The organism is Psychrobacter cryohalolentis K5, assembly GCF_000013905.1.
In the GTDB taxonomy this organism is placed as follows: Bacteria; Pseudomonadota; Gammaproteobacteria; order Pseudomonadales; family Moraxellaceae; genus Psychrobacter; species Psychrobacter cryohalolentis.
On record NC_007969.1, the window covers coordinates 1,158,266 to 1,184,729 of the forward strand.

At 43.6% G+C, this 26,464-nt stretch carries 21 protein-coding genes and 1 pseudogene; 1 reads left to right on the forward strand and 21 read right to left on the reverse strand.

From position 1 onward, the window contains the following. Positions 1 to 254 precede the first annotated feature (254 nt). From PCRYO_RS05015 to bhcA, 10 genes are all read right to left on the reverse strand, one after another. Complete coding sequence (locus PCRYO_RS05015) at positions 255 to 1,073, reverse strand: sterol desaturase family protein (protein ID WP_011513313.1); 819 nt, start codon at positions 1,071 to 1,073, stop codon at positions 255 to 257. Beyond that, on the reverse strand, positions 1,063 to 1,722 hold the full coding sequence (locus PCRYO_RS05020) for a CDP-alcohol phosphatidyltransferase family protein (RefSeq protein ID WP_011513314.1): 660 nt from the start codon (positions 1,720 to 1,722) through the stop codon (positions 1,063 to 1,065). Before PCRYO_RS05020 ends, PCRYO_RS05015 begins: the two co-directional genes overlap by 11 nt. Positions 1,723 to 1,855: 133 nt before the next feature. Continuing rightward, positions 1,856 to 2,482, reverse strand: coding sequence for an ATP-binding cassette domain-containing protein (locus PCRYO_RS05025; RefSeq protein ID WP_011513315.1), 627 nt, complete (start codon positions 2,480 to 2,482; stop codon positions 1,856 to 1,858). A 113-nt stretch (positions 2,483 to 2,595) separates the two neighbouring features. Beyond that, positions 2,596 to 4,422 (reverse strand): ABC transporter permease, encoded by a 1,827-nt coding sequence (locus tag PCRYO_RS05030; protein WP_011513316.1) that lies wholly within the window; start codon positions 4,420 to 4,422, stop codon positions 2,596 to 2,598. Then, entirely contained in the window at positions 4,419 to 5,726 is a 1,308-nt protein-coding gene (locus PCRYO_RS05035) for an ABC transporter substrate-binding protein (RefSeq protein ID WP_011513317.1), read from the reverse strand. The genes PCRYO_RS05030 and PCRYO_RS05035 overlap by 4 nt, the downstream gene beginning before the upstream one ends. A gap of 3 nt (positions 5,727 to 5,729) precedes the next feature. Continuing rightward, positions 5,730 to 7,898 (reverse strand): FAD-dependent oxidoreductase, encoded by a 2,169-nt coding sequence (locus tag PCRYO_RS05040; RefSeq protein ID WP_011513318.1) that lies wholly within the window; start codon positions 7,896 to 7,898, stop codon positions 5,730 to 5,732. A 348-nt stretch (positions 7,899 to 8,246) separates the two neighbouring features. After that, a complete protein-coding gene (gene bhcD / locus PCRYO_RS05045) occupies positions 8,247 to 9,248 on the reverse strand; it encodes an iminosuccinate reductase BhcD (protein WP_011513319.1) in 1,002 nt (333 codons plus the stop codon). A 145-nt stretch (positions 9,249 to 9,393) separates the two neighbouring features. After that, complete coding sequence (gene bhcC / locus PCRYO_RS05050; RefSeq protein WP_011513320.1) at positions 9,394 to 10,548, reverse strand: 3-hydroxy-D-aspartate aldolase BhcC; 1,155 nt, start codon at positions 10,546 to 10,548, stop codon at positions 9,394 to 9,396. A 129-nt stretch (positions 10,549 to 10,677) separates the two neighbouring features. Next, positions 10,678 to 11,658, reverse strand: coding sequence for a beta-hydroxyaspartate dehydratase BhcB (bhcB, locus tag PCRYO_RS05055; RefSeq protein ID WP_011513321.1), 981 nt, complete (start codon positions 11,656 to 11,658; stop codon positions 10,678 to 10,680). A gap of 63 nt (positions 11,659 to 11,721) precedes the next feature. Continuing rightward, on the reverse strand, positions 11,722 to 12,897 hold the full coding sequence (gene bhcA, locus PCRYO_RS05060; protein ID WP_011513322.1) for an L-aspartate--glyoxylate aminotransferase BhcA: 1,176 nt from the start codon (positions 12,895 to 12,897) through the stop codon (positions 11,722 to 11,724). 943 nt (positions 12,898 to 13,840) lie between these two features. Between bhcA and PCRYO_RS05065 the strand changes: the two genes are divergently transcribed. After that, positions 13,841 to 15,523 (forward strand): NAD-dependent malic enzyme, encoded by a 1,683-nt coding sequence (locus PCRYO_RS05065; protein ID WP_011513323.1) that lies wholly within the window; start codon positions 13,841 to 13,843, stop codon positions 15,521 to 15,523. 407 nt (positions 15,524 to 15,930) lie between these two features. Here PCRYO_RS05065 and ureG read toward each other — a convergent pair whose 3' ends face one another. The 11 genes and pseudogenes from ureG to urtB form a co-directional block, all read right to left on the reverse strand. Next, complete coding sequence (gene ureG, locus PCRYO_RS05070; RefSeq protein ID WP_011513324.1) at positions 15,931 to 16,584, reverse strand: urease accessory protein UreG; 654 nt, start codon at positions 16,582 to 16,584, stop codon at positions 15,931 to 15,933. 38 nt (positions 16,585 to 16,622) lie between these two features. Continuing rightward, entirely contained in the window at positions 16,623 to 17,432 is an 810-nt protein-coding gene (locus PCRYO_RS05075) for an urease accessory protein UreF (protein WP_011513325.1), read from the reverse strand. Next, the gene (gene ureE / locus PCRYO_RS05080; RefSeq protein WP_011513326.1) at positions 17,425 to 17,985 is read right to left on the reverse strand and encodes an urease accessory protein UreE; all 561 of its coding nucleotides are present in this window, start codon (positions 17,983 to 17,985) and stop codon (positions 17,425 to 17,427) included. Before ureE ends, PCRYO_RS05075 begins: the two co-directional genes overlap by 8 nt. A gap of 74 nt (positions 17,986 to 18,059) precedes the next feature. Next, positions 18,060 to 19,895: an urease subunit alpha gene (gene ureC / locus PCRYO_RS05085; RefSeq protein WP_049751829.1), complete on the reverse strand. Its 1,836-nt coding sequence runs from the start codon at positions 19,893 to 19,895 to the stop codon at positions 18,060 to 18,062. Continuing rightward, positions 19,881 to 20,186: pseudogene (locus PCRYO_RS13300) on the reverse strand (urease subunit beta); the annotation flags it as partial. The pseudogene PCRYO_RS13300 and the gene ureC, both read right to left, overlap by 15 nt. A gap of 80 nt (positions 20,187 to 20,266) precedes the next feature. Then, entirely contained in the window at positions 20,267 to 20,569 is a 303-nt protein-coding gene (ureA, locus tag PCRYO_RS05095) for an urease subunit gamma (protein WP_011513329.1), read from the reverse strand. A gap of 150 nt (positions 20,570 to 20,719) precedes the next feature. Next, the gene (locus PCRYO_RS05100; protein WP_041753046.1) at positions 20,720 to 21,709 is read right to left on the reverse strand and encodes an urease accessory protein UreD; all 990 of its coding nucleotides are present in this window, start codon (positions 21,707 to 21,709) and stop codon (positions 20,720 to 20,722) included. A gap of 44 nt (positions 21,710 to 21,753) precedes the next feature. After that, positions 21,754 to 22,452, reverse strand: a complete 699-nt coding sequence (gene urtE, locus PCRYO_RS05105) for an urea ABC transporter ATP-binding subunit UrtE (RefSeq protein WP_011513331.1) — start codon at positions 22,450 to 22,452, stop codon at positions 21,754 to 21,756. A 46-nt stretch (positions 22,453 to 22,498) separates the two neighbouring features. Beyond that, positions 22,499 to 23,470: an urea ABC transporter ATP-binding protein UrtD gene (gene urtD / locus PCRYO_RS05110; protein WP_011513332.1), complete on the reverse strand. Its 972-nt coding sequence runs from the start codon at positions 23,468 to 23,470 to the stop codon at positions 22,499 to 22,501. After that, positions 23,470 to 24,540, reverse strand: a complete 1,071-nt coding sequence (urtC, locus tag PCRYO_RS05115; protein ID WP_010200558.1) for an urea ABC transporter permease subunit UrtC — start codon at positions 24,538 to 24,540, stop codon at positions 23,470 to 23,472. The genes urtD and urtC overlap by 1 nt, the downstream gene beginning before the upstream one ends. A gap of 10 nt (positions 24,541 to 24,550) precedes the next feature. After that, positions 24,551 to 26,329, reverse strand: a complete 1,779-nt coding sequence (gene urtB / locus PCRYO_RS05120) for an urea ABC transporter permease subunit UrtB (protein WP_011513333.1) — start codon at positions 26,327 to 26,329, stop codon at positions 24,551 to 24,553. Positions 26,330 to 26,464: the final 135 nt, after the last annotated feature.

The following is a 26,464-nucleotide window of genomic DNA, read 5'->3' on the forward strand; positions in this document are numbered from 1 at the left end:
TAGTAACAGTATTAAAATTTTATTCAATCATTCAGGTTGAAAAACAATGATGATATGTGATTAAAGTTAAAACTTATTATCGTAAAGGTATTACCTTCTACTTGATAACTGACACCACTATAAATGATTTTGAGCAATCACTCAAATATAAATTGAATGATTGCTCAAATATTTGTAACGCTGGTTAACAATTAAAGGTTTTGCTAGCAATTAATAGTCCATATTACCCGTTTAGTGATGGTTAGATGCTGCATTTATTTTTGATTGGATTGATTTATAGAAGGTTTATTTTTAAAAGGCATGAGCAACAATCCCCATAGCGAGGCATTTTGCTTGGCATCGGGATACTCTTTTAAACCAATATCTAATGCTTGATCAGGTTTGAATCCTTGGCTTTTATAACTACCAAAAAGCCAATCCCACCAAGTCACACTAAAGCCATAATTGGAGTTGGTCTCACTGGCCCGTTGGCTGTGATGAATACGGTGTAAGACTTGCGTGACTAGAATCATGCGTAAAGGCTTCTCAATCACTGGTGGCAGACGAATATTGGCATGATTAAACATAGCCAACCCATTTAAGGCAATCTCGAATATAAGTACCACGATAGCAGGGACACCAAGCACACTAATGACAACAAGCTTAAGCAATATGCTTAAGACAATTTCGATAGGATGAAATCTAAGCCCAGTGCTGGCATCGATATGCGAATCAGCGTGATGGACACGGTGCAAGCGCCAGAGAATCGGCACTCGATGAAATAAACGATGCTGCCAGTAGATAACCATATCAAGCAACAATAAGCTTAAAATAATAGCCGCGATATTCGGTATCTCAATTAAATTAAATAAACCGATACCGTTTTCTTGATTATAAATGGCGACCGTTGTCAGCCCAATGGGGACTGCCAAACGCGCAACAAAAGAAGAGGCAAATACCAATCCAAGATTAGCAAACCAACGTGTGCTACTCTTAATTGGTGATTGACGTGCGGGATGCCTATGCTCAATGAGCATCATAATGACCAATATGCTAAAGAAAAAGCCCAAACGCCACCACATCTCATTCGCCATTACTGACCTCCTTAATGGGCTTATGTATATCGGTTTCGAGCCGTTTAAGCGTATGATAACCGCCATATATACGAGTCATAATAGTAACCGCACAGGCCGCTGCAAAAATACTTGCTAATACCACAAAGTGCTGTGGCCAAATACAAAAGGCGATAAATAAAACAATGGTTTCAGTACCCTCAGTGAGACCATTTAGATAATAAAAGCTCTTATATTTAAATTGCGGCTTATCTAATTGGAATTTTTCAGCTGCAATAGCAAAGGCCAAAAAGCTAGAGCCAGTGCCAATAAAGGCGGCTAATAACAATGCGCCTACAATAGCGTTTTGCTCGGGATTAACCAATACAAAGCCGAGTGGCACCGCTGCATAGAATAAAAAATCTAGGGTAATGTCTAAATAGCCGCCCGCACTTGAGCTTTGGCCAGCATAACGTGCCAGTGCACCATCTAATCCATCAAAAACACGGTTCAATATAATAGCAATTAGTGCTGCATTCCACAGCTCAAAAGCAATCAATGGCAACGCCAACATACCAATGAGAAAACCAGTGACAGTCAACTGATTTGCGGTAATACCACCCTTATAAAATAGTACGACCAATGGCTCTAATAGAGGCTTGATGATGGGGGTAATAAACTTATCGAGCATATTTTTGCCTTTTGTATCGTCATTCTTTTAGAAGCAAGCAGTCGCACTTTTTATACTGGTTTCTAAGTATTGTTTATCAAGCTTTTTATTTTATCAAAAGCTAAAGGCTGTTTATCAGACAAACAATTTCTTATCAAAGGCGAATGATTTTGCCGTTTGCTGCTTCAGCATCGCTATGGTCGTGGGTAACCATGATGGTAGGTAACTTATGCTGACGGATTTGACTGAATACCAATTGTTGGGTTTCCGCTCTAAGCTGACTATCAAGTTTGCTAAAAGGTTCGTCCAATAATATCGCTTTAGGTTCGCTTAACAGAGTACGCAGCAGCGCAACACGGGCTTGCTGACCCCCAGACAAACTATCGGGATGTCGATTTTCCATACCTGCCAAACCCACTTGATCAAGTGCGTCTGCTATTTGTTCAAAGTGCTGCTCTTTATTGCCCTTAGGCATTGCAAAAGCAATATTTCCTGCAACCGATAAATGCGAGAATAACAGCGCATCTTGATACAAAATGCCGATATGGCGTAAATGCGCGGGCAGGTGACTGATGTTTTGACCATGTAGCCAAACCTCACCCGTGGCACTCAAGCCGCTCGGCAAGGTGCCAGTCATCCAATTTAACAAACTTGACTTGCCACTACCAGATGGACCCATGATAGTGAGAATGTCACCACCTTCAATCTGTTCATCTAACTGAAGGAGCAATTTATCTTCTCGAAAGAGCTGTAGATTTTTTATCTCTAAAGATGATTGCATTAAAGAGCCTTTATGTAGTCAATTAAAAATATAGCCAGTTAAAAAAATCTTCAGTTCAAAATAAAAGAGACACAGATAAATGAAGTTTAAAAATTTTTTTATGATTGAACATTCTAACGCACGCCACTTCTGAAAAAATACTTCGGTAGCAGCCATGCCACCATAAAGCCAATCAGTGGTAACCCCATTTGTATAATGGCATATACGGCGCTGGTACGGCGGCTGGCACCATTAGCAAGCGTCACCGCTTCGGTCGTAATGGTAGCAATACGTCCGCCGCCCGTGAGTAACGTTGGCAGATATTGACCAAAACTCACCGCCAATCCTAGTGCCATTGCGATGAGTAGCGGTGCAAATAACTGCGGTAACTTAACTTGGAAGAATACTCTCATAGGCGGCGCTCCAAGACTGGCTGCTACAGTGGCAAAGCGCTTATCTAACCTTCTATAGCTGCTGGCAAGGGATAAAAATACATAGGGCAGTACAAATAAGAAGTGGGTAAAAGCGACGTTAAAAAATGCCGCTTGGTTATGGACAAGTTGCTGTAACCACACCAAGCCAAATAAGAAAGCAATGCTCGGCACCAGAAGTGGCAGGTAAATAATCAAGCTGGTAAAATTTGAGATGGGTTTATTGCTTAACTGCTCTGCCTCTAAGCACAGTACCGTTATGGCAATAGCAAAAAGGGTGGAGACGATACCAAGGGCAAGGGTGTTAAATAATGGTGTGCTTATTTGCATCAAGGCGCTTTGAAAGTGTAATAGTACGAGCTGCTCTGGCAGGGCGGCAGGGAAGCGCCAATAGCCAGCTAAAGACCACATCAGCAGACCAATGAGCGAGAGGGCGATAAACCCTATGATGAATACTGTGGCGCTTGCAGTGAGTTTCTGCCAAATAACATCCTTATACTGGCGTTTTCCATTAACCAATGCGTCACTGCATAGCGCTTTGACCATACGCTCACCGCCCAGCCATAATGCAATTAAGCTGCCTGTCAGTAGTAGCTGTAATATTGCCCCAGCCGAGGCTTTGATACGTAAGTTCAAATCAACATCATTGAACCACTGCATGATAGTGACAGCAAGCGTGGGTGGGGTATTGGGTCCTAAAATTAATGGCATCTCAACACTGGCACTGGCGTAAGCGAGGACTGCCAATATAGGCAAACGCAAGAAGGGGTACAAAATAGGAAATACTGCTTTAAAAAAGGCAGTAATGGGATAGTAGCCTAAGTTTAGGGCAACTTGATATTGTTGGCGCAGCTTCTTACCAAGCTCAGGCTGTGCGAATACGCCAAGTGCCATTAACAATAGAAAAGGCAGCTCTTTGAGTACTAGACCTAAGATGATACTAATGCCATAAGGGTCATGCGGTAGTATCCCCTGTGGTGCCAGCTCCCAATCACTGAGCCATGGCGATATCATTCGTGCCATCATGCCAGAGGGTACAATCAAAAACCCAACGGCAATCGCCGCTGCGGCATGCGGGATCACTAAAATAGGGCTAAGCAAACGTTCAATACGTGTGAGCCAAGGACTATTAAAAAACGTCGCCAATATCATAATCGCTATGACAAAGGCGAGTAGGGTGCTGAGAAATCCGGTCGCCACACTAAGCGCAACCATTTGCTCAAGCCCCAGTGTTTGACCCAGCGCTTTAAATCCTTGTAGACCAAAGGTCGTTGTTTCTAGAGCAGGCACCCAGCCAAACGCTGGCAGGATGACGCTTATCAAACCTCCTAATACAGGCAAAATAAGGAGTATTAGTAAAAGACTGGGGCTTAGGGTCACTAAACGAGTAAAAAGGTCAGTTTTACAAGTCGCGGCTATTTGATGGCTTAAATTAGAATGAATGATAGCAGCATTAAGAGTATCAGTATTCACGCCATTAATATTGTTGTTATCAGTATTAACCTTGCTTTTATGAACGGATTTTTTCATTCGCTAACCCCGTAGCGTGCTTGCCAACCTTGCATAATGGCGTCAACCCAGCTGGGGTGTGGTTCACTGACGGTTCGTTTGATAGCATCAAAAGGTAGGGCGCTTGCATGCGGTTTATTGGCTTTAAAGAGTGCTTGCTGCTCGGCGCTCAGTGTCGATTGAACCAGCACGGTTTTATCTCCCCAGACAGCTGGGTTTTGTTTATGCGCCTGTGCGTCTGGGCTTAATAAAAAGTTTGCCACCAATTGTGCTGCGGCTGCATGGCTTGCGTTATAAGGAATAGCAACGAAGTGAGTATTGCTCAAACTGCCATCTGTCATGGCATAACTGCGAATACTGGGCGGCAAATCATAGCGCTGAACGGCAGCTGGTATTTCGGGTCCTGAAAAGGTAAAGGCCAAGCTTAGCTCCGTATCATCTACCAAACGGCGCATTTGTGCGCCGCTTTGCAGGAATTGCTCACCTTTTCGCCATAGCATGGGATGCAGCTCATCCAAAAAGTCCCACAGCGGATTGAGTATCAAATCTTTGTTTTGTGCATTTACCGGCTGGTTAAGCTCTGCTCTGAGAGTGGTTCCATTCTTACTATCGTTTTGCTCATGCAGCATGACCAAAGCATACTTCAAAAAACTCATACCCAAAAAATCAGGCGGCTTTGGGTAGCCAAAACGTCCGGGGTTCTGCTGTGCCCAAGCGCTTAATTGCTGCAAGGTAGCAGGCGGTTTATCTATCGCTAAGTTATCATAATAAAAAGTCAGTGATGCTTGTCCCCATGGCGCTTCCATACCGTCAGTAGGTAAACCAAAATCAAGCGTGACAGAGGGGTTGTTATCAGGATCAGTCAGCGCAAAGTTTGGCAGAGTAGATGCCCAGTCCTTTAATAGTAATTTATTCTCACTCATAGCGGCAAAGTTCGCACCGTTGATCCAAATTAAATCAACGCTACCTTTTTTATTATTATTGGCAGATTTTTCTGCAAGGACACGGCTGACAGCTTCACTGGTGTCGCTTAATTTGACATGAACCAAGTTAATATTATATTTTTTATCGACCGCTTTTGCAGTCCACTGAATATAGGCATTAATTTGCGGATCCCCGCCCCAGGTATGAAAGTAAACATCCTGATTTTCACCAGCTTGTACTGTCTGCTGCCACTGCGAGGTATCTTTATTATCCATAGCAGTGGGAGTCGAAGCGGTACTTGCAGAGATGCCAACACATATACCAAGCACTATGATAAAGGCGCTATAGCGGCTCAGTTTTTTTGGTATTGTAAAGGCTGCTGGCAAGCTAGGAGGTTGCATGAATTAACCTCGACGCCAAGTATGATACTTCTCAAGCAACTGTAGCGCTTTTTTAGGCGCATGATTGCGTTTCCATTCGCCAGCTGCATACTTATTGCCTTCCGCCCATGTTGGATAGATATGAATGGTACCCAGTATTTTATTCAGCCCTAGATTGTGTTTCATGGCCAATACAAACTCAGCCATCAAGTCGCCGGCATGTTCAGCGACGATGGTCACACCCAATATTTTATCTTTGCCCTTTGGGGTAATGACCTTGATAAAGCCATGATTGGCGCTTTCGGTTACCGCCCGATCTAAGTCTTTAAAGTCATAACGTGTGATTTCAAAATCGATGCCTTTATCAATCGCTTCTTGCTCATTTAAGCCCACTCGTGCTACTTCTGGGTCAATAAACGTCGTCCATGGAATCACCCGATAATCTACTTTGAATTTTTTAAGATGACCAAATAAGCCATTGACCGCAGCGTACCATGCTTGATGGGCAGCCACATGGGTGAATTGATAGGGACCTACGACATCACCTGCCGCATAGATATTGGGGTAAAGCGTTTCAAGATACTCATCTGTACTGATGGTACGCTCAGTATCGATGCCCAAGGTGTCAAGCCCGTAACCTTCTAAGCGCGCACTACGACCGACTGCACAAATCAACTCGTCATACTCAATGGCAGTTTCTTGTTGATCATCAGTGCTGCCTTTTGGTGCAACGATAATATGTTTTTTGCCATCACGAGTTTCACAGCGAATTGCTTGCTGTGAGGTTAGGATAGTAACGCCACTCTCAGTCAGTGCTTCTTGCGCAAATACAGAAACCTCGACATCCTCTTTTTTCATCAGTCGCGTGCCTCTTTCGATTTGGGTCACAGCAGAACCTAAACGAGCAAAGGCTTGTGCCAGCTCACAGCCAATGGGTCCGCCGCCAAGTACGACCAGCTTGCTCGGCGCTTTATCAAGTTTTGCAAACTTATCCCAGAGAGTATCGCTTGTCACATAACCTGTCTCATCTAAACCCGGTAGATCTGGGACAAAGGGACGTGCGCCCGTCGCGATAACGATAGAGCGCGCGGTTAATGTCTGAGTGCTACCATCATTGAGGGCAATCTCAACCGTCCATGGATCAATGAGCTTTGCATAGCCTTTCAATACCTCGACACCCAAATCTGTATAACGCTCAACACTGTCATTTGGGGCGATATCAGCAATGACTTTATGAATGCGAGACATGATGTTCTTGAATGCAAAATCCGGTTGGCTATTATTGAGTCCATAACGTTCGCCATGGCGTATCTGTTCGACTACTTTTGCACTTTTTATCAGCGCTTTACTGGGGACGCAGCCATAGTTTAAGCAGTCGCCGCCCATCTCACCTGCCTCAATCAAGGTGACTTTTGCTTTGACGGTCGCAGCAATATAGCTGGTAACAAGTCCGCCAGCACCAGCACCAATCACAATCATATTCCGGTCGAATTTTTTTGGTTTATTATAGTTCTTATAGACACGGCGTTTTTTTAGTATCGTTAATATGCCTTTCGCTATTAGCGGAAATAATCCTAATAATGCAAATGAAGCCAGAAGATTAAAAGACAAAATGCCAGATAACTGCTCGATTTGTGCCAATTGCGTACCAGCATTCACAAATACAAAAGTGCCGGCAAGCATACCGATTTGGCTGACCCAATAAAAGGTCCTTGCTTTGATAGCAGTCAGACCCATCAATAAGTTGATAAGGAAAAAGGGGAATATCGGTACCAAACGTAACGTAAATAAATAAAATCCGCCTTCTTTTTTTACCCCAGCATCGATGGAAGCAAGACGGTCAGGAAAACGCTGTTTAATGGTATCGCGTAACAAATAACGCGAAGTCAAAAAGGCGAGGGTGGCACCGATACTGGAGGCAAATGAGGCGACCAATACACCTTGTACTAAACCAAATAAAGCACCGGCTGCCAAAGTTAAAATAGCGGCGCCGGGTAAAGATAATGCGGTAACTAAGATGTAGACCAAAAAAAAGCCGCCGATGACTAACCATGGCGACTGTGTTTTGTATTGCTCAAACTGATCCATCGAGCCTTTTAAGCCCTCAAGTGTTAATAATTCATTGAGGTCAAAATAAAAAAAGCCAATGACGCCAATCAAGACCGCGAATATCAAAACTATTTTTTTAATCATGGATTATCCAGATAAATAATATAAAACATCATGTAATAAAGAATCACTTAGCAAAGAATAACGCTGTATTCCTACTATAAGCTAGTTTTTCATATAGTTATATTATAAATGACTGTTCAAAATCTAGTCATAGATATACGTAAAATATGACATTTATCCATTGTAATCGTTATTGAGCGATTGTTCAAATATAATATTGTGGATGGCTTGAGACAAATTTTAAAGTGATATAGAAGAAAGCAGTGATAATCTTCCTCTGCTTATATCAGTATTATAAAAAACCGCCAAATACACTCATTATTTGGCGGCTCTACAATACAATCTCTAGGCTGCTCATTATAACAATAGTTATAACGAGATGTGTTGGGCTTCACCTTTTTCAAGGGCAAGCTTAGTGGCAGCAGAGGCTACTGCTAAATCCTGTAAACCAACACCCGTACCATCGAACAAGGTAATCTCATCGTCTGAGCTGCGACCCGGATGCTCACCATTAATGACATCGCCAAGCGTGGTAATATCACTCTCTTTGATAGCACCAGACTTAATCGCATGCTGGGTTTCACCAAGACTGATTGATTGCGTGATCTCATCTGTAAATACAGTAGCAGCAGCTATTAAATTGACATCAACTTCTTGCTTACCAACGGTATCGGTACCCATACAGGCGATATGTGTACCGGGTTTGATCCACTCTTTCATCAGTAATGGCTCAAACGCTGAAGTAATAGTAATGATTACATCCGCCTCGCTACATAACTGCTCACGCTCAACGGCTTCAAACGGTACGCCTAATTCTTCAGCGACGGCTTGTAGGTTTTTGAGACGATCTTTATTCTTATTCCAAGCGACTACTTTTTCGAAATTGCGTTGCTCAAGAGCGGCACGCAGCTGAAAAGTAGACTGATGACCGGCGCCGACCATACCAAGTACTTTGCTGTCTTTACGTGCTAGATGGGCGATTGATACTGCCGATGCGGCGGCGGTACGTACAGCAGTTAAATAATTGCCGCCGACCAGTGCACGCAATTTACCATTATCTGGATTAAATAAGAAAATCGTGGATTGATGATTGGTCAAGCCTTTAGCCGCATTACCTGGCCAGTAGCCACCTGATTTTAGACCTAGTGATTTTCCTGCACGGTCAAAACCTGATTTAAAGCCGTATAACGCATCAGCATAGCCAATGGCTTCGCGGATAACAGGGAAGTTATAGGCGTCCCCTCGTGACATTGACGCAAAAACATTTTCAACGGCGATAAATGCAGAAGGGCGATCAATCACCGATTTGCAAGCGTCTTCTGATACGATCAATAAACCTTCGTCACTATTAACACTATTTGCTTCACTCATTATAAATTCCTTTTTATACTTTTTGATTTGTAATTCTTGAATACTTTAAATGAATAAGGGCTGCTGTAGGCTAAAGCTACAACAGCCCATCTAAACTAAACGGATAGAATCATACTAATTTAGCTTATAGTTCCTAATACAGTGCTTAGTACATTTTACCGCGTGCAGATACTGGCCATACGGTTTCAACTTTACCATTACGCACACCAATATAGAAATCATGAACGTTACAAGTAGGATCACAATGACCAGGTACCAGTTTTAGTTTTTCATTGATTTCCAGTACGCCATTTGGATCGCTGACTACGCCATGCTCGTCTGAACATTTAACATATTCAACATCGTCACGACCATAGATGAACGGTAGGCCACTATCAACTGACTGAGCTTTTAGACCAGCATCAACGATGGCTTTGTCGGTTTTGGCATGGCTCATCACAGACGTTAGGATGAATAATGCATTTTCCCACTCACCAGCATCGATACGGTTGCCGTCTTCATCTAGAATACGACCGTAATCGGCATCCATAAACGCGTAAGAGCCACACTGTAATTCGTTGAAAACACCTGAATTACTTTCGAAGTAATAACTACCTGTACCGCCACCCGATACAAATTCTGGTTTTAGCCCGATTTCAGTTAATGCATCGATTGCTTCTTGTACTTGATCGATAGCGATTTGTGTTTTCGCTTTACGATCGCTAAAGCTGTCCATGTGTTGCATCGCACCTTGATAAGCTTGGATACCAGTGAATTTTAGATTTTCAGCGGCATCAATTGCTTTGGCAATCTCAACAACCGCTTCAGTCGTCGTTACACCACAACGCCCAGCACCGCAGTCGATTTCGATATAGCAGTTCAGTTCAGTGCCTGCTTTGGTCGCAGCAGCTGATAGCTCAGCGACGTTATCGACATCATCGACACAAACGGTAATGGTTGCACCCAACTTAGGTAGATTCGCTAAGCGCTCAATTTTGGCTGGATTACGGACTTGGTTTGATACCAATACGTCTTTAATGCCACCACGTACGAATACTTCTGCTTCAGAGACCTTTTGACAGCAAACGCCAATAGCGCCGCCAAGCTCTTCTTGTAAATTTTGTACATCAACTGATTTGTGCATTTTACCGTGGCTACGGTGACGCATATTATGCGCTTTAGCATAATCGCCCATTTTTTTGACGTTACGCTCAAGGGCGTCAAGATCCAAGATCAAACAAGGGGTTTGAATGTCAGCTTCGTCCATACCAACAGCGGCGGGTACGTTGTAACCTACTTCTAATTCGGCAGTCATTGTCATTGTAATTCTTCCATGTTATTAGTTAGTGTTATAAAAAGCCGTTTAAACTTGCGCATTACTGGCGCTTAGTTAACGCTTCATTTGTAATCAGTTATTGATACCTAATTACTGATATTTAGTTGCCGATCATTAATTCCAAGGCAACTTGTCAAGATCAACGTTACCACCAGTGATGATGACGCCAACCTTTTTACCGGCAAAAACGTCTTTGTTCTTCAGGATGACAGCAAGCGGCACGGCACAGCTTGGTTCGATGATGATTTTCATATGCGTCCAAGTCAGTTTCATCGCTTCAACGATTTCTTCTTCAGTCGCGGTCAAAATATCAGTCACATAATTGCTAACAAAATGCCAAGTCAAATCCTTCAGCGGTACTTTTAAACCATCGGCAACCGTGTTTGGTGCATCATCAGCGATAATATGACCGGCTTTAAATGAGCGTGCAGCGTCATCAGCGTTTAATGGCTCTGCTGCATAGATTTTGACATCTGGTGCTAGGTTCGACAACGTCAAACAAGTACCTGAAATCATACCGCCACCACCAATGGGTGCCACAACCATATCAGGTTTTTCACCAATCTCTTCCATTTGTTCTAAAAACTCACGTGAGCAAGTGGCTTGTCCAGCGATAACGCGTGGATCATTGTACGGATGGACAAAGTCGCCGCCTGTTTCTGCTTGAACTTTGGCAAAGACTTCTTCACGCGATGTGGTTGATGGCTCACATTCGGTGATGATACCGCCATAGCCACGTACCGCGGCTTTTTTAGCTTCAGGCGCGCTATGCGGCATCACCACATTACATGGTATACCACGCTGGCCTGCAGCATAAGATAAAGATAGGGCATGGTTACCTGAGCTGTGTGTACAAACGCCATTTTTGGCATCTTCGTCAGAGAGGCCAAACACTGCATTTGAGGCGCCACGTACTTTAAATGCACCCGCTTTTTGAAAGTTCTCACATTTAAAGAACATCTCACAGCCAGCCAGCTCATTTAAAAAGCGAGAGGTCAGAACAGGGGTGCGATGGATATATGGTTTGATGCGCTCATGCGCTTCTAACATATCATCAAGGGTTGGAATCACTAATCCATTATCATTTGTTATCATAAAAAATAGTCCTTCATCTTTTGTTTAACTCTTGTTATTTAATAGCTTGTTATCTAATAAATTTTATTTAGTTGGTGCGCTGTGGCGATAATACTCTTGCGCAGCAGCAACGCCTTGACCCAGTTTAATAGGGTAGCCCAAATCAACCATTGCCATCTCAATCGTTGCAAGCCCTGCTAGTACCATAACTTCAGTTAATGAACCTAGATGACCGATTCTAAATGCTTTACCATTCATCTCGCCCAAACCAATACCAAATGAGATACCATATTTATTAAAAGCATGATCGGTCAGCTTGTTACTGTCAAAGCCTTCAGGAACAAAGATGGCGCTGACGGTATTAGAATAAAGGTCAGGTGTTTTTGCACACAGTTTCATACCCCAAGCGCTAACCGCTTGTCGTACACCTTCGGCTAGACGGTAATGACGTGCATAGACATTATCAAGGCCTTCATCAAACAACATCTCAAGACTTTCTCTTAGGCCATAGATGAGATTTAATGGTGGTGTATAAGGGAAGCCGCCGTTGGCATTGGCATTTAACATATCACGAAAAGCAAAATAAGTACGTGGAAGCTTTGCCTCATCCATATGACTCAAAGCTTTTTGACTGACGCCCAATATTGCCATACCCGTTGCGAGCATAAAGCCTTTTTGTGAGCCGGCAACAGCAACGTCTACGCCCCAAGCATCCATCTCAAAAGGAACGCAAGCAATTGAGCTAACACCATCTACGAATAATAAAGCAGGGTGGTCACTGCTATCCATGGCTTTACGAACGGCGCCAATATCACTTAAAACACCTGTTGCTGTTTCGTTATGGGTGACCATGACGGCTTTGATTTCGTGTGCAGTATCTTCGTTTAAAATCGCTTGAAATTTATCAGCAGGTGCGCCTGTTCCCCAATCGCATTCTACAACTTGCACATCAAGTCCGTGGCGCTGACACATATCGATCCAGCGATGCGAGAACATACCATAGCGTGCAATCAGAACTTTATCACCAGGTGACAAGGTATTGCTAATAGCAGCTTCCCAGCCACCTGTGCCGCTAGAGGTAAATAGAATGATTTCGCCATCTTGGGTGCCAAATACTTTTTTACAATCAGCAAGCACTGGTAAGAACGTGTCTGAGAAATCAGGCGCACGGTGATCTTGCGTCGGCACGTTCATCGCGCGACGTAATCTGTCAGGAATATTGGTAGGGCCAGGAATAAAAATTGGGTTTTGTAGCGACATGATTGACATCCTTGTAAGTGCATATAAAGGGGCACGATTGTTGTATAAGCAGGGGTTCATGCGAATTTAATGCAAGAGTCTTCCTGACTCATACAGTTTGTGTTTTTAAGATTTAAAAAATTAACCATGTCAAAGAAAGGAGTTGCAGGTGATTGGTCACTTTACTACTTACTGCGTTCTTATTATGGTGTTCTTGCGGTAACGATTTTTACGAAGGATAAAATAAGAGGTTTTGGTTGAAAAAGTGTAGATACTCATCAACTGGTTAAAATATAGCACTAATAGTAAGTTGTAACAAGGTGTTTTTAAATAACCTTTGTGCTAGACTTCTCAAGACTATTACAGTGATTGTTTTGTGTAAATAGCCGATATTAGTTCTATTTATTCTTTTATGCTTTGACCGCAATAATTCATGATTGCTATTTCAGTTGTATGATGTCTTCAAGAGCTGCTATAACTTCAGTATAATAGGGATTCTTGCCGACAACTTTGCCTTGATGGGTTATATCAATTGGATAACGTTTGTATCGCTATTCTTGATTACTAAGCCATCACATTTAAGTTATCTGTTAGATAGCCTCTGCTTTACATTCTGTACTATATCTCTGCAATTTTTTGGTCATGGTAAGCGCCTCGTCCAGTGGTTAGTTTACTAAGTTTATCTTTACAGTTTCTTCAGCATCGCTCAATTTCTAACTTGCTAAAAACAACTTATTCAATTAAGAAAATACGATAAAAAATCCTTCATTATCAATGTTGAGGGTTTACAAAAGACATTGTATTTATTATAGATATCAATTCCTTAAGAATGTCAGCTTGAACGAATTTGAGCAAGCTAGAGCAAACCATAAATTTAAATAATTTCATTTGTTTAATGAATCGATAAAAATATTTAACCCATTAACCTTGTACCACCCCATACTTTTAATAAGAAGATTTTATCATGTTAAACCAACGTCCGTTATATATCCCCTTTGCAGGTCCTGCACTATTAGAAACCCCTTTATTGAATAAGGGCAGTGCTTTTTCATCAGAGGAGCGCGATAGCTTTAATTTAACCGGTCTATTACCTCATAATATTGAGACGATTGAAGAGCAGTCATCACGTGCTTATCTTCAACTACGCTCATTTACCAGTGATATGGATAAGCATATTTATTTGCGTAATATACAAGACACTAATGAGACATTATTTCACCATTTGATTGAGCAGCATATTGAGGAAGTCATGCCGCTCATCTATACCCCTACGGTTGGGCAAGCTTGTGAAAAATTCTCTCAAATTTATCGCCGTAAACGTGGTTTATTTATTTCTTATCCTGAACGTCATAAAATCGATGACATGTTGCAAAACGCCACCAAACAAAACGTAAAAGTTATCGTGGTCACTGATGGCGAACGTATCTTGGGCTTAGGTGACCAAGGTATTGGCGGTATGGGAATTCCAATTGGTAAATTGGCTTTATACACCGCTTGTGGTGGTATTAGTCCAGCTTATTGCTTACCTATTTTGTTAGATGTCGGTACCAATAATCAGCAGTTGCTTGACGATCCTATGTATATGGGATGGAGAAATCCACGCATCTCTGGCGATGAGTACAATGAATTTGTAGACTTATTTATTCAGGCTGTTAAGCGTCGTTGGCCCGAGGTGTTATTGCAATTTGAAGATTTTGCACAGGAAAATGCGACCCCATTATTGAATAAATATCGTGATCAGCTCTGTTGCTTTAATGATGATATTCAAGGAACTGCTGCTGTTTCAGTCGGTACATTGATTGCAGCATGTTTAAATAAAAGCCAGAAACTTAGTCAACAAAATATTGCTTTCTTGGGTGCAGGATCTGCAGGCTGCGGTATCGCTGAGCACATTATTCGTCAGATGCAGCGTGAAGGGTTAACAGAAGAGCAAGCTCGCAGACAGGTATTTATGGTTGACCGTTATGGTCTGCTAACCGATAGCATGACAGAGCTACAAAAATTCCAAACACCGTTAGTGCAAAAAGAATCAGATATTGAACATTGGGATAAGAGTCAAAAACTTGGGTTAGCACAAGTGGTTAAACAAGCAAGAATAACTGTCTTGTTTGGCGTAAGCGGACAAAAAGGTCTCTTTACGCAAGAGGTCGTCGAAGCTTTATGTGCTAATACTGAACATCCTATTGTATTGCCGCTATCAAATCCAACGTCGCGTGTTGAAGCAACACCGCAAGAAGTGACCAACTGGAGTCGTGGTAAGGCCATTGTTGCAACGGGCAGTCCTTTTCCTAATACCACTTTTGAAGGCCAGTCTTACGAGGTTTCGCAGTGTAATAATAGCTACATATTCCCAGGCATTGGTTTAGGTGTATTAGCAGCACGTGCGACGGGTATCAGCGATAATATGCTGACGGCAGCAAGCCAAGCACTTGCAGATATCTCAGTAGAATATGAAAAAGCGCCAGGTGCCATATTGCCGCCCATTAAATTCATTAGAGAAATCAGTGAAAAAATAGCCTATGCAGTTGCCTTGCAAGCGATTGAAGATAAATTGGCATTACCAGTCACGGCAGAAAACTTAGAGCGTCGATTAAAAGCTAACTTCTGGTTACCTAAATACCGCGACTATCGCCGTACTTCTTTCTAACGGTTAGAAAATCCGACCAAGAAGCCGAATGCTACGATTAAAAGTAGCATTCGGCTTTTTTAATGATAACAATGCTAATCCATTAGCCGTTGACGTTTTGCTGGTGAAATTTTTACGTATAGTGAATTCAGTATTAAAGCGATACAATAGGACTGGGATGAATTTTACGCAGCCTCTGTCGGCGTAGGCACCGCATGCTAAAAAATTTATACCAGTACTGCGTTGGAACATAACGTATCTGTTTTATTTGGAATTGACTATATCATGGTTTGTGAGGTTTTTATGGTCATGATAAATCCTTAATGTGTAAGCCAATCGATATGATCACTGTCTGATAATCTGCTTATCATTCAGTAGTTTGCAGAACGGCTATTTATGCCATAGCATGTGGCATTATAGGCACAGTCTTACGCTATGCTTATCATGCCTTTATCAAGGATAAAGGCAACAATGTCATCAACGCCTTCACCCGTTTTCATGTTGCTAAAGACCACAGGCTTATCGCCACGCATTTTTTTGGCATCACGTGCCATCACTTCAAGTGACGCGCCTACGAAGGGGGCAAGGTCGGTTTTATTGATGATGAGTAAGTCCGATTTCATGATACCAGGCCCGCCTTTACGAGGGATTTTATCGCCTGCTGAGACGTCAATGACATATAGTGTCAAGTCGGATAATTCAGGACTAAAGGTGGCTGCCAAATTATCGCCACCAGACTCGATGATAATAAGCTCAAGACCTGCAAACTGCTGCTGTAATTCGGCGATGGCAGATAGGTTAATCGAGGCATCTTCACGGATGGCAGTATGCGGGCAGCCACCCGTTTCGACACCGCGAATGCGCTCGGCTGGCATGGCCTCATGACGCGTTAAAAATTCAGAATCTTCTTTGGTATAAATATCATTGGTTACTACTGCCATATTGATGTCATCGCGCAGGCGTTGACACAATCTCAGCGTTAATGCTGTTTTTCCTGAGCCTACAGGGCCACCAATACCTAAGCGTAGTGGTGATAATGTCGTGTCTGAATGTTTGTTTTCGACTTTAGGAGTTAGTGCCATAAATAAAGTTCCTTAATAAGTGTTAGGGTTTTCAGCCATTAAGAGCGAAATAAGCGGCTATATTGCCTTTCATGCTGGCAAGACAGGAGCGCTAAATTTGGTAAGTTAGCTGATATTTGTAGCTGTTGATAAAGTAGATTTAGCTTTGATATCGCTATGTCAGGCGTATCTGCCACTAACGGCAGCCTTTGAGCGTACAAAAAACTTTGCTTGACGCGAGCAGCCAGTGGCTGTATTTGTTGGCTTAATAGCTGTTGCAGCTGCCAAATGATTCGCTGTCCTGCCATTTGTCCAAGCGGTACGGTCTTGACCGCAGCCAGCACCATATTTTCGATTTGACCAAAAGCGTAAGTGGTCATGGCTTGTACAGGGTTAAATTGCCAGTGCGAGCTGATATGGGCAAACAGTGGCAAAAACCCATGAGCGAGTAAGCTATCAGGCACATTAAGCTCAAGGACATTATCAAGCCATGCGGATAAAGACAGAGCCAATTGACTTGATTCATAGACGAACTCTTTGGTTTCGCGGCTAGCGTGGTAATCTGCACCTATAGCATCAGCAAGTGCGACGTCCTCAATCATAAGGGCTTCAATAATGAGTGCTAGTAGCGGTAGCTCATAACGACATAATGCCAGCTCCAGATAATCACTCATAAAATCCATACTACTGCTTTCATCATGAATAAGCCCTGACTCAATAGCCGGTTCTATACCTTGCGAGTAGGTATAACTGCCAATAGGTAAGTTGCTTGACGCCAGCATGAGCAAACGTCCGGTCACATCTGCATTATTCAGATCATTCATACCTTGTGCGGTACTGGTAGGATAGTGCGTGGCATGATTAGTCATGAGAGTTGCCATGGGTGTGTGAATGGTCGTGATTGTGATGACTGTGATTATGATTATTACCATGACCATGGGAGTGAGAATGTCCGCCTTGATTGCCTTTATAAGCACCCGTTTCTGGCTCAAACGGTGCTTGTACGGCTTGGGTATGTAGGCCAAGTTGATGTAACATCGCTTCTAAAACATGGTCAGGCTCAAAGTAGAGGGCAGTAGGGGTCAGCATTAAAGGCACATGGCGGTTGCCTAAATGGTAAGCGCCTTTCATAAGGTCAAAATCATTATCGGCAGTCACTTCTATCAAGGTTTGCTTGGCGGCCATAATCTGTATTAGGTTGCCTTGATGGTCTGCTAAAACACTGCCATTCTTAATAGTTTCCGTACGCGGTAGATCAACACCAATGGATTCTTGATGCTGAGTTTCTGCTTTAAAACGGCTACGCTGACGGGTGTCGAAATCTAAATATAAAAAGTTTTCTGCCTGTTTTTGGCCTTCAATCACGGCTTGTTGTTCAGCGCTAAGGGTTGATGGATCGAGGCGTTGCGTATAAATTTTCATAAGTATGTTTATAGTCCGTTAAAATAGATGATTCACAGCTGATTGTGGATTATCAGCACGATAATAAAGAGCATCTAGAATAAAAAGTAGCGCTGTGCCATCGGCAGATGCTCGGCAGGCTCACAGGTCAGCAGCTCACCATCGGCATACACTTCATAAGTCTCAGGATTGACCTCCATCTGAGGACAGTAGCTGTTAAACTTCATGTCTTGTTTGCGTACCTTACGAATGTTGTGTACCGCTTTGATGACCTTTTCTAATCCTAATTGCCTATCAACACCCTTATCAATAGCCGCACTTGACATAAAGGTGATGCAAGTCTGCGCTACTGTCTTGGGGAAGCTGCCAAACATGCTGCGATAGTGCACAGGCTGGGGGGTGGATATGGAAGCATTGGGGTCACCCATAGGTGCCGCTGCAATCAAGCCGCCTTTTATAATTAAATCAGGCTTTACACCAAAAAATGCAGGCGACCACAACACTAAATCTGCCCATTTTCCCAACTCAAGTGATCCTACTTCATCACTGATGCCATGGGTAATAGCGGGATTGATGGTGTATTTTGCGAGGTAGCGTTTGATACGAAAGTTGTCATTGCCGCTATCAGAATCCGTAGGACTTAGCATGATATTGTCTAAGGACTGCTCAGTTTTAGCTGATTGATCAGGAGCAAGGTGACCACGCTGGGCTTTCATTTTATCAGCCGTTTGCCATGTGCGAATAATGACTTCTCCCACACGTCCCATCGCTTGCGAATCACTACTCATCATGGAGATAGCGCCCATATCTTGTAAAATATCTTCAGCGGCGATGGTTTCTTTACGAATACGGCTTTCTGCAAAAGCGACATCTTCAGCAATGGCTGGGCTTAGATGGTGACAAACCATGAGCATGTCGAGATGCTCGTCAATGGTATTAATGGTGAAAGGGCGTGTAGGGTTGGTTGATGAGGGTAAAACATTGGTTTCGCCAATAGCTTTTAAGATATCTGGAGCATGACCACCGCCAGCGCCTTCGGTATGGAAGGTGTGAATACAACGGTCTTTAAACGCGCCTAGAGTGCTATCTAAATAGCCGCTTTCATTTAACGTATCAGTATGAATAGCCACTTGCACATCGTATTCTTCAGCCACGCTAAGGCAGTTATCAATGGCTTTGGGCGTGGAGCCCCAGTCTTCATGAAGTTTAAGACCGATAGCACCCGCTTCGATTTGCTCAACAATTGGCGCTGGTAAACTAACATTGCCTTTACCTAAGAATCCGATGTTCATCGGAATAGCATCAGTGGCTTTTAGCATGCTGTGAATATGATAAGCACCAGGAGTGCACGTTGTGGCAAGAGTACCTTCAGCAGGTCCCGTACCACCGCCTAACATCGTGGTTACACCAGACATCAATGCCGTCTCACATTGCTGCGGTGCAATGAAATGAATATGACTATCGATACCGCCAGCAGTCAAGATTTTACCTTCTCCTGCGATAATTTCGGTAGCCGCGCCAATAGGTAACGTCACATTAGGCTGAATATCAGGGTTGCCAGCTTTACCAATGCCACTGATACGACCCTCTTTGATAGCGATATCTGCCTTGTAGATACCGCTGTAGTCCACAATCAAAGCATTGGTAATAATAGTATCGGCAACTTGCTCACCCAGCAGCTGTGATTGACCCATCCCATCGCGGATAACCTTCCCGCCGCCAAACTTAACCTCTTCACCGATGTTAACACTATCAATGTCAGGCTGGTGATCAATATGACTGGTCAAATCATATTCAACCTCAAGCCATAAATTCGTATCGGCCAAGCGTACCTTATCCCCTGTGGTAGGGCCAAAATGTTCGGCATAAATACGTCGGTCAATGCGTTTTTTCGAGGTGTTTTGAGAGGTTTTAGGGTCTACAACGCCCATAACTTTGCCAGCAAACCCATAGATATGCTGTCTACCTGAGATGGCAACCAGTTCCACTTCGCGCGCTTGTCCCGGCTCAAAGCGTACCGCAGTGCCAGATAGGATATTGAGTCGATAGCCAAGCGTCGACTCTCGATCAAAGCTCAGTGCTGCATTGACTTAATAGAAGTGATAATGAGAACCGATTTGAATAGGGCGGTCGCCGGTATTGATTACTGCTATGGTTTGAACGCAGCGACCAGCATTCAATGCCATATCGCCTGCTTTAATCTTATATTCGCCTACTTTCATCGTCATTTTTATTATCCTTAATCGTCTTACGGCAATGGCTCTAGTTCAATATCGTTGTATACGACTTTATAGCAAACAAGCTATACGATGGGGTTATGTACCGTCACCAGCTTAGTGCCATCGGGGAAAGTGGCTTCAACTTGGACATCGTGTATCATCTCTGCAATGCCTTCCATGACGTCATTGGCAGAGAGATAAGTGGCTCCTTCACTCATCAGTTGCGCCACGGTTTTGCCATCACGCGCGCCTTCCATTAGTAACATGCTAATGTAAGCGATAGACTCAGGATAATTGAGCTTGACGCCGCGATTTTTACGACGTTCCGCCACCATACCGGCGGTAAATAGTAAGAGTTTATCTTTCTCTGTAGGATTTAATTGCATAAAGCTTCCTTAATAATTATTGTGCTTTAAAGACTATGAACCGTTTTTAATCTTTATAAAGTAAATGTGCCAAGTTAGATGTGCTAAGTAAAGTCATTCTGGTTTGGTTCAGCATTGTTCAAGGATGAGATTAAGTGGGAGCACATGATATTAAGTGTCCCAAATTCTCGGTCGATGAGGCTCAAGCTTGTACCATTTAGACCTGATAAGCTCGCGAATTTGGTAAAAGGCCTCAAAGCAGGCACGCACATCTGCCCCTAAATAACGGCAATTAATACCTTGAAAATTGTGAGTACAGTGAATGGGTAGTGACTGCGTATCAATGAGATTGCGTATCTCGGTAATAGTGGCATCTAAATATTGGCCGAGCTTGAGCGGATTATTCTGTAGTTCTGGCGCAATGACCTCTGTGCTAGGTATTGCCCAAAAAGAGCCATGCACATGTTGATCATTCAATCCTAATGGTGAGGTAAACCAGCGCGTATTGGCTTGTTGGGCGGTGCACTCACTGACCAATAGATCACTCTCACGCCATATCTCTAAGCGGTTGGCATAATGACCATTAGCAAAAGTCTCTTGATACGCTTGACGTCCGAACACAGCAATATCCCAAGTCAATAAACTTGCCGTCTTAGCTAAATAAAAGCGGTTATTGGCAGTAGAGACAGAATGATCGTAATAAATGCTTTCTTGTGGTAGCCATTCAAGGACAGCGTGGTCATCGAGGCGGGCGTCGATATGCTGTTCTGCGCTGACAACATCATTAAAACAGTCGTTAGAAGTGTTGCTATTTGCCGATTGAGTACCGTTGGTAAATTTTGATGAGTCGCTAGGTCTAGAGTATCGTAATGATTTGCGTTGCCCGTACCATTTGCCGGCTCCAGGGGTGGTAATCACCGCATGGCTGTTAGAGTGTAGGTCAAATTCCAGTGTTAAGCGGTCATCATCGGCGATACCAGCAGGAGGATACAACACATAAATATGGCAAATTCCTGCTTGGCTACTATCAGTACTATCAGGCTCAGGATACAGCGCACGCTGCACCATTAATGCCCCAGTATGGGCACGATGATACAGCCGAGTTTTTGCAGCATTAGAGGCGCAGTCGAAATGAAGCTGTAGTGAGGATTGCCAAGTCAAAATTGTATTCCCTTTTATAAAGTGTCTTTTTATAAAGTGTCCTTTTAGATTGCCACCAACTCTTGAATGTTGTTTTTTGCCATGTCAACTCCAGCCCCTTGAGCAACTACTTGTCCTCTAGAGAGCACGGTATAGTTATCGGCAAGCTCTTCTGCAAACTCATAAAACTGCTCGACCAGTATAATTGCCATTTCACCTTGATAACCCAAATCCCTAATGACCCGCCCGATGTCCTTGATGATAGAGGGCTGAATACCTTCAGTCGGCTCATCGAGTACCAGCACAGATGGCTCGGAGGCAAGCGCACGAGCAATAGCGAGCTGCTGCTGCTGACCGCCAGATAGATCGCCGCCGCGGCGATGCTTCATCTCGTCCAGCACTGGAAATATATCATACAAGTGTTTAGGTACTTTGCTTGCTTTTCGTTGAGAAAATTTCGCCATGCCAATCAGAATGTTTTCTTCAACGGTCAAAGTGGAAAAGATATCACGTCCTTGCGGTACATAAGCGAGTCCTGCGCGTACACGCTGCTCAGGCGTCATCTGACTAATGTCCTTACCGTCTAATAAAATTTCACCTGATTTTATTGGTAGGATGCCCATCAAGCATTTAAGCAAGGTGGTTTTACCGACGCCATTACGACCCAGTACCACGCTACATTCTCCTACCGGGGCGGCGAGGGTGACATCACGTAAAATGTGACTGCCACCATAATATTGATTTATGGCATTAATTTCTAACATATAAGCACCTCTATTTTTTAGGTCTATTTCTAAGCACTACTATCAATTATCGACCCAAGTAAGTCTCAATGACGGCTTCATTATTCTGTACTTCACTCAACGTGCCTTCAGCCAAAATAGCGCCATTTGCTAAGACCGTTACTTTCTCACTGATGGCATCAATGAAAGTCATGTCATGCTCAACCACGATTAAAGTATGATTTTTTTTAAGGCGCAGACATAACTCAGCGGTATGTTCGGTTTCGGCATCTGTCATGCCTGCCACTGGTTCATCAAGTAAGATAAGTTTTGGTCTTTGCATCAATAACATCCCAATCTCTAGCCACTGCTTTTGACCATGAGATAATAGTCCTGCTGGCTTGTTAATCAGCTCTTTTAGGCGTATTTGCTCAAGCGTTGAGTCAAGGGTATCTTGGATTTCTGCATCAATACGAGTAAACCAGCTTTTTGACACTCGCTTGTCCTTTGGCGCGGCCAGCATTAAGTTATCGAGTACAGTAAATTTCTCAAATACGGTAGGTTTTTGAAACTTACGGCCAATGCCTGCTTCCGCTATTTCTTCGGTAGATAATTTGGCTAAATTATGTACTTGACCGAAAAATGCACTGCCTTTAGTAGGACGCGTTTTACCCGTAATAACATCCATTAAAGTCGTCTTACCTGCGCCATTAGGGCCGATGATGCAGCGTAGCTCGCCTGCCTCAATGTATAAAGATAGATCATTGAGTGCACGGAATGAGTCAAACCACACGCTAACGCCTTCTAAATACAGCGCAATACCATGTCTCATATCCGGCCCTGATTTGGGAACAGGATGCGCCAAGCCTCCGCTATCTCCGCAATCTTCAGCCAAACTAGTGACTGGTCGGGTAGGCGTGTTTTCTGCGACCGTTATGTGTGGTGTATTTTTAGAGTTTTTCATTGGATTATTGATACTAGGATTGTTTTTAACAAGCGCATCGTTAGTAACTTTTTGGGAAGTAGCAACATTAGAAGTATCAGCATTAGTTATTAACATTATTCTTTTTCCTTTTTAAAACGATCAAGTACGCCAATGATGCCGTTAGGGAGAAATAAAGTAACCACCACAAATAATCCACCGAGGATAAGCAACCAAAACTCAGGGTAGGCGACAGTAAAATAAGTCTTAATCGCATTGATTGCACCTGCGCCTACGATAGCACCAATGAGTGAACCTCTACCTCCCGCAGCTACCCATACTGCCATCTCGATAGAGTTGACGGGGTTCATCTCGCCCGGATTAATGATGCCAACTTGCGGTACATATAGAGCACCAGCGATACCAGCAATGACTGCAGACAATACCCAAGCAGAAAGCTTGTACCAAAGCGTGCGATAGCCTAAATACTGCAAGCGATTTTCACTATCACGGATGGCACCGAGCACGCGCCCATAAGGCTGGCTCATCAGATAGCGTAGTCCAAGATAGGACAGTAGCAGCGCCAAAGCAGTCGTAAAACACAGCACAGCTCTCGTTGAAGAGGCAGTGATGTCATAGCCTAATAACGTGGTAAAACCTGTGAAGCCATTGTTACCACCGAAGCCTGTTTCGTTACGGAAGAATAATAAGGCTGCCGCATAGGTCATGGCTTGAGTAATAATCGAAAAATAAACCCCTTTGATTTTTGAGCGAAAAGCAAAATAGCCAAAGATGAAAGCGACCAGACCGGGAACTAATACCACTAGAGCCATCGCCCACCAGAAATGTTGAGTGCCTGCCCAATACCACGGCAGCTCGGTCCAGCTTAAGAAACGCATAAAATCTGGCAAGCCCGTGCCAGCAGTTTCACGCGTCAAGTACATGCCAAAGGCATAACCTCCTAGCGCAAAATAAAGACCATGACCTAAGCTTAGGATGCCAGCATAGCCCCAGACCAAGTCTAAAGCCAGTGCTACCATGGCGAGCGCCATTATTTTACCAATCAAAGTTATCCAGTAAGCAGACAGGTGAAAACTAGAGGTTTCAGGTAGTAGATGGAGCCAAGGCAATATCAGTAGCACTAAAAAACACAAACCAATCAAAATGGCATTACGTGGGGAATCAGATAATAATTGAGTCAAACGCATGAGGTTCTCCTTAATCCACAAAACGGCCTTTGAGGGCGAATAAACCTTGTGGACGTTTTTGAATAAACAAAATCACAAGAACCAGTAATACAATCTTAGCCATCACAGCACCAATGCCGATTTCAAGCACCGTACCACTGACACCAAGACCTAAAGATGCCAAGACCGCGCCCCATACTTGCCCAACACCGCCAACCACGACGACTAAGAACGCATCAATAATATAAGTTTGACCTAAGTCGGGTCCGACATTGCCTACTTGCGCCAAAGCACAGCCAGCGAGACCTGCGAGACCCGAGCCAAGTCCAAAAGCCAACATATCGATGCGAGCAGATGAGATACCAACTGCACGTGCCATTTGCCGGTTTTGAGTGACAGCGCGCACAAACAACCCAAAGCGAGTCTTGTTCAGTAAGTACACCAGTAGCATAAGAATAATGATGGTAAAGCCAATAATAGCGATACGATTGAAGGGAAGCACAAGGATCGAGGAGACTTGATAGGCACCGCTCAACCAGTCGACATTGCTGACTTCGACGTTTTGCGCGCCAAATATCATCCGAACCAACTGCATGAGAATCAGACTGACACCGAAGGTTGCCAGTAAGGTTTCAAGCTCACGACCATAAAGCGGGCGAATAATGATTCGTTCGATAACCATGCCAATAATGGCACTAACTAAGAAAGCGACGGGTATAGCAGCAACCAGATACCATCCAGTCATACTAGGAAAATACGCTTGAAAGAGATTTTGCACCATATAAGTGGCGTAAGCACCAATCATAATGAGCTCACCATGAGCCATATTGATGACACCCAGTAGCCCAAAAGTAATGGCCAGCCCTAATGCCGCCAGTAGTAAGATACTTGCCGTACTAAGCCCCGTGAACAGATGACCTATCCAAGTACTGAGGGTAATGCGCTGCTCAATACTTTCTTCAGCGTCTAACAGCGCGGATTTGAGTACAGGATCGATATCATCTGCCGCCAATGCTTTTTTGACATCAACTAAGACTTGCGGGCTATCGCTATCAGCAAGCACGGTAAGCGCGGCAATTTGGGTAGTAACGTCGCCGTCTCTAAAATCAATCCTCGCTTGTAAAGTACTCAACGCTGTTTTGACGTCGTCGTCTTCCTCATTAGTGGCAGCAGTACTTATGAGTGCTGGATCTAGCTGTTCGATATTGTCCGCTAAGATGGCGACTGCCTGCACACGTTGCGTAGGATCATTTGACTCAAGCTTAACCTTGGCTTGTCCAAATACTAAGGCTGAGCGTAGCGTATTGGTCAAAGTCACTTGCGCCAAGTCGCTAGGCCACTCGGTGGTCAGCTGCTTAGCAGGATAAGTAAATAGCTCATCTTCGCTGTTAAGTAGATAAGTTTGCCCACCATTGCCTTGGTATAGCTCATCGTTTTTTATCAGCTCAACTAAAGTATCCAAACTCTCAACTGATCCCGGCCACTGGTTGAGCATGGTTTGGCGCTTGGTGAAGTCAGCAGCAACGAACTGCTCGATAGCATCCCCTTTACTTATCGCAAGATTAGCTGGCGTAGTTAGAGACTGCTTTTTTTGAGCAAATAAGGTCTCTTCACTTACATCAGTGGATGTCGCTGCCACAGTATTAGTCGATAGTTTGTCGCCATGGCTGTGTACTACTGGCGTCTCGTGAGCATGAGCAGGTGATGTGATAGCAATGAGAAGGAGTAAAGATAGTAAGGCGATGATAAAAATCTTATTAGAATAATTGGCTTGCGCGTCACTTTTATAATAGGAAGGGTAATGTGACATGATGGTTCCTTTTTTGCAGTCAACACTCCTCTAACCTCTACTGAAAACTGTTTTATCAGTAGAGGAGCTAAAGGGTTGCTGGTATTGATACCATTAAGGGGCTAGGGACTAAGGCTAAGGCTTGGGTGACCACAA